The organism is Moorena sp. SIO4E2 (assembly GCF_010671945.1).
GTDB lineage: Bacteria > Cyanobacteriota > Cyanobacteriia > Cyanobacteriales > Coleofasciculaceae > Moorena > Moorena producens.
Genome location: NZ_JAAHIE010000511.1, coordinates 1 through 5,041 on the forward strand (window position 1 = coordinate 1; position 5,041 = coordinate 5,041).

The window sequence follows — 5,041 nt, forward strand, 5'->3', positions numbered from 1 at the left end:
TTTTTGTTCTAGGGACGGATTGAGTTTCCACTTGTCAGTTCTGATAACTTTGGTCGGCGTTTTCACTGGTCTAATAAAATATTGCTAGTTAATATTTTAGCCTACAAAAATGTAGACGACAATAGATAGATTGATGTTCTAGGTTTTTGGCTATTGTTCTTAGCGTGGACTAACCCCCACCTGAACGAGGTGGGGGAATGCGTCTCACGTCCTGTTCAACCGTAACGCTATCCCGTTGTTAATTTATTAGTCGTGATTCATCTCACCGCTATAATCTTTGATTTAGCGGTGAGATGAATCACGACATTTTCTGATAGCAAAGGGAACAGGGAGTAGGGAGTAGGTGCGATTCGTTAGCTAGAAACCTTACCCGATCAGGGTATGGGGGATTTGCTGCCCTTGACACATGAGCCCTTACAACTTGATAACCATGCAGGTGTTAGCCCAGCCGGAGCGGAATCCGAGTGACAGCCTTACCCCTATTAGTAAGACATAACTTGCTTACTGATAAAGCGGGGTCAAGTAGTGAAGCACTGCCAGCTATCATGTGGTGTTAGTAACAGGCTTCGACTCATGGGTACACACCGAAGGTATGTTTAAATCATCGTCATGCTCACGTGGCGCAATAGGCAGCAATCGCCACAGACAAAAGTCAATGGGATTTTGACTAAAAGTTCTACTCCTTTTAGAGATTCCACTATACTATCCTCGGTGAACAGTACCGCCCTAAAAGTCCAATCAATGGTTATCAGGAACGAAGTAACCTCTGTATTTGCTCTGATGAAGGTCGATACTAGAGTAGGTAGTTAGCCGCAAGGGATAGGTCGGCAAGATTGACCTCAGAAGCCAAAGTCACCGGGTAATGCCTAGAATATGCTGACGGACTCACATTTTAGGAAAAGAAATAGTTGTAAGTACCAATTGATATGTCCCTACCTCAATCTGGATATACCTTACCGGTATTCGCCTGTGCCTCAGCAATAGCCGCCCTCCATCAGTTACGCAACGGCCAACCCTTGGAAACGGTTTCAGTGGACTTAATTAACCCTCCTGAAACCGTAGACATTCCCATTGAGCAAGTGGCTAGGATTCGAGAAGGGGTAGCGCTAGCTATTACTCACTCTAACCCTGGTGATAACCTTGACCTTACCCGTAATACCCCAATTTGGGCAGTCGTAGAATGGGGTTCCTCGGAGCAAACTGAATCGATACAGTTATTAGGGGGTGAAGGAATTGGACGACAAATCAATGCCGGAGGCAAACCAGCCATCTATGCTTATGCCGAGAAACTATTGCACCATAACTTGAGTTGTCTGCTAGCACCGTCAGAGAAAATTCAGGTGACGATTATCTTGCCGGAAGGGCGGAAGTTGGCACAGCGTACTTCTAATTCTGCCTTTGGTGTAGTAGAAGGACTTTCCCTACTAGGAACTACTGGCATTTCCCAGCCTCTGAGTGCTCCTGGTCAATTAGCTGCTTACCAGGAGGAATTAAAAGCAAAAGCCAGCAAATTGCTAAAAGAGCAAGCCTCCTCACATTCGACAACACTAGTGTTCTGTGTCGGAGAAAATGGCTTAGATTTGGCGCGAGGCTTGGGGATTAATCCCGAGCGGCTGGTTAAAACAGCCAATTGGCTCGGACCGTTGTTGGTAGCAGCTGGATACTCCCAGGTGCCAGAACTTTTGTTATTTGGCTATCATGGTAAGTTAATTAAACTGGCAGGAGGAATTTTTCATACTCACCACCACCTAGCTGATGGACGACTGGAAATACTCACCGCTCACTGTGCGCAGTTAGGAGTACCAACCCCACTGATCAGGCAAGTATTTGGCAGTCAAACCACTGAAGCTGCTCTCAATTGTCTGCGTCAATGGGATCAGACTCAGGGCACTGATTGGGTAAATCAGGTTTATCATGCGATCGCATTGACCATTGACCAACGCTGCTTTGACTACATCCGCAAACACAGTGAGCAGCATATCCAGGTGGGCTCTGTATTGTTCGATCGCGGACGCAAAATTATTGTTACCAGTCCCACAGGTTGGACATTGATTTCAAATTTGTGATAAATTTTTATAAATCTTAATATATTGGCGGGCGGATCTTGTAGCCGAACCCAATGTATGATAAATTAACCTGATTATCAGCTGAAACTTCGCATTTCAGGACATATAGACTGAAACCCTGAAAAATCTTCTGACTAGAAGTCACGAGATTGTCAACAGACATACCACTGCCAGGCAGGTCTATGAAGTGCGTGTGGGAGTGGAAACTGAAATAACCGTAAACAGATTGAGTTCTGTATCGTCGATGAGAGTCTACGACTCAGACTAACTGGTTAATGCCAGCGCTACCATCCACATCAAAGTGTTGGGGCGTTGAAGGATTAATTTACGGAAACCATCAGCTTTCAACCTATCTGTTCATAGCAATCAATTTATGCTGCCCAGAAGCACACCTAGGCAGCGACCTGTTCGTACATTCACACAACTAAACATGACGAACACAGCAGTAACCCTAAGGACCAACAAACTATCTTACCAGAAAGAGGCATTGGCTGTAGCCTCTCTAGCAGAGCAGTTGAATCGCCAGATGATTGTGATTCTGGACTTCGGCTCTCAATACTCGGAACTGATTGCTCGTCGCATTCGCGAGACTAACGTTTACTCCGAGGTGCTATCCTATCAGACCACAGCTCAACAGCTACAGCAGCTTCATCCCCAGGGCATCATTCTCTCTGGAGGTCCCAATTCCGTCTATGACGATGGAGCCCCCCTATGTGACCCAGAAATTTGGAATCTCGGTATACCCGTGCTAGGGGTTTGCTATGGGATGCAGTTGATGGTGCAACAACTAGGCGGAACAGTTACCAGAGCCAAGAAAGCTGAGTATGGTAAAGCCGCCTTACTCATTGATCACCCCACTGAGTTACTGAGCAATGTGCGAGACCACTCAACCATGTGGATGAGCCACGGAGATTCCTGTGTGACTTTGCCAGATGGCTTTGAAGTCCTTGCCCATACTCAGAATACCCCTTGTGCGACCATCGCTAACTATCATAAAAAACTTTATGGCGTGCAATTCCATCCAGAGGTTGTGCATTCAACCGATGGTCTTGCCCTAATCCGTAACTTTGTTTACAACATCTGCGAGTGTGAACCCACTTGGACCACTGCTGCTTTTATTGAGGAAGCGATTCGAGAAGTGCGTGCCAAGGTTGGGGAAAAACGGGTTCTGTTGGCTTTGTCTGGTGGAGTAGATTCCTCTACCCTTGCCTTCTTACTCCATCGCGCAATTGGGGATAAACTAACTTGTATGTTTATTGACCAAGGCTTCATGCGCAAAGGCGAGCCAGAGCAGTTAGTGAAGCTATTTCAGGAAGAATTTTGTATTCGAGTAGAGTATGTGAACGCTCGCGATCGCTTTTTGGCTCGCCTTGCTGGTGTCACTGACCCAGAAGAAAAGCGTCGCCACATCGGTCACGAATTCATTCGCGTCTTTGAAGAAGAATCCCAACGTCTTGGTCCATTTGATTATTTAGCTCAGGGTACCCTCTATCCGGATGTAATTGAATCAGCCCATACCAACGTTGATCCCAAAACCGGTGAGCGGGTAGCTGTGAAAATCAAGAGCCATCACAATGTCGGAGGCTTACCCAAAAACCTACGCTTCAAGCTGGTAGAACCATTACGCAAGCTATTTAAAGACGAAGTGCGCCAACTTGGTCGTGACCTCCACTTGCCAGAATCGATTGTGCGCCGACATCCCTTCCCCGGACCAGGATTGGCGATTCGCATCATTGGTGAAGTGACCCCAGAACGGTTGAATATTCTGCGGGATGCTGATTTCATCGTTCGAGATGAAATTCACCGACAGGGGATGTATAACGACTTTTGGCAAGCCTTTGCCGTGTTGCTCCCAATACGCAGTGTGGGAGTAATGGGGGACAAGCGCACTTACGCTCATCCGATTGTATTGCGCTTTGTTTCGAGTGAAGATGGTATGACCGCTGACTGGTCACGAGTACCTTATGACTTACTTGAAACTATTTCCAACCGAATTGTTAATGAAGTCAAGGGAGTTAATCGGGTAGTATATGATATTACCTCCAAACCTCCTGGAACCATAGAGTGGGAATAGTTTCTTCAAAGCGTGATTAGTGATTAGTGATTAGTGATTAGTGATTAGCCATTGTTCATTGGTCAGATGACGTAAGCGCTGAGCCAAAGGCTCACGCTACGCGAACAGGTTATTTTAATGAAGCTTCCCCTACCTGGCTATCGCCGAGGTAGGGGTGTCCTATGCTAATCTTTGGTTATCCCTAACCCAGAGAGGTGAACTAAGCCGGAGAGTCGCCCCTCCGACTCGTCTCCAAAACCGTACGTGAAAGTTTCCCTTCATACGGCTCCTCATCATAGGAACCATTGTCATTTGGTACCTCTAGAACGGATTGTCGTCGAGTTCCGTTTGCGTAGCGTGACCTACGGTCGAAGAATCGATTTTCTTTCCGTGTTTGGCGTCGTGGCAATGCAAGTGGAGCAGTTCTAGATTTTTGTCTAGGTCATTTCCACCAAGTGAGCGTGGTATTATGTGATGCTTTTCCATTAAATCTCCATCCCTGAAGGTGAGACCACAATGAGTACATTTCCCTTCTTGCCGTTTCAAAAGCCTTCCCTTTTGACTGGTCGTCTCAGGATGTTTCTGCATTCTGGTGCTCCAATAAACTAGGTCGCCGTCGAATGGACTCCTGGATTCTTTGACCTTTACATGCCGAATAATTTTTGTCTTGGCATGTTTTGGGAGGTAGTTATCCTCGCCGGTCATAAATACCCAGTTGTCGATTTTTGGGGCGTCCCAGGGTTTCTTTGGTTTTTCAACCTTTGTTCCCCAATATTTCTTGTTCACCCAAGTTTTGGATTTGTTTGGATGTCTCCTATAACCCCATCTTTGAAGTTTGTTCCAGAGCAGGTGGTCTATCTTCGAGTAGGTTTCCTTGCTACAGACTGAACTGTAATAGTTACAGATCGGAAGAGCGTCCCTA

General features: G+C 46.3%; 3 protein-coding genes. 2 read left to right on the forward strand and 1 reads right to left on the reverse strand.

Annotation, left to right across the window (positions count from 1 at the left end; all coding sequences use genetic code 11):
• The first annotated feature begins 926 nt into the window (after nt 1-926).
• Together cbiD and guaA are read left to right on the forward strand one after the other, a co-directional pair.
• Nucleotides 927-2,066, forward strand: a complete 1,140-nt coding sequence (gene cbiD / locus F6K37_RS31785) for a cobalt-precorrin-5B (C(1))-methyltransferase CbiD (protein WP_008179892.1) — start codon at nt 927-929, stop codon at nt 2,064-2,066.
• A gap of 430 nt (nt 2,067-2,496) precedes the next feature.
• Nucleotides 2,497-4,140, forward strand: a complete 1,644-nt coding sequence (guaA, locus tag F6K37_RS31790) for a glutamine-hydrolyzing GMP synthase (RefSeq protein ID WP_008179893.1) — start codon at nt 2,497-2,499, stop codon at nt 4,138-4,140.
• 300 nt (nt 4,141-4,440) lie between these two features.
• Here the strand turns inward: guaA and F6K37_RS31795 are convergent.
• A partial coding sequence (locus F6K37_RS31795; RefSeq protein WP_287254563.1) for an HNH endonuclease occupies nt 4,441-5,041 on the reverse strand: 601 nt, incomplete at its 5' end.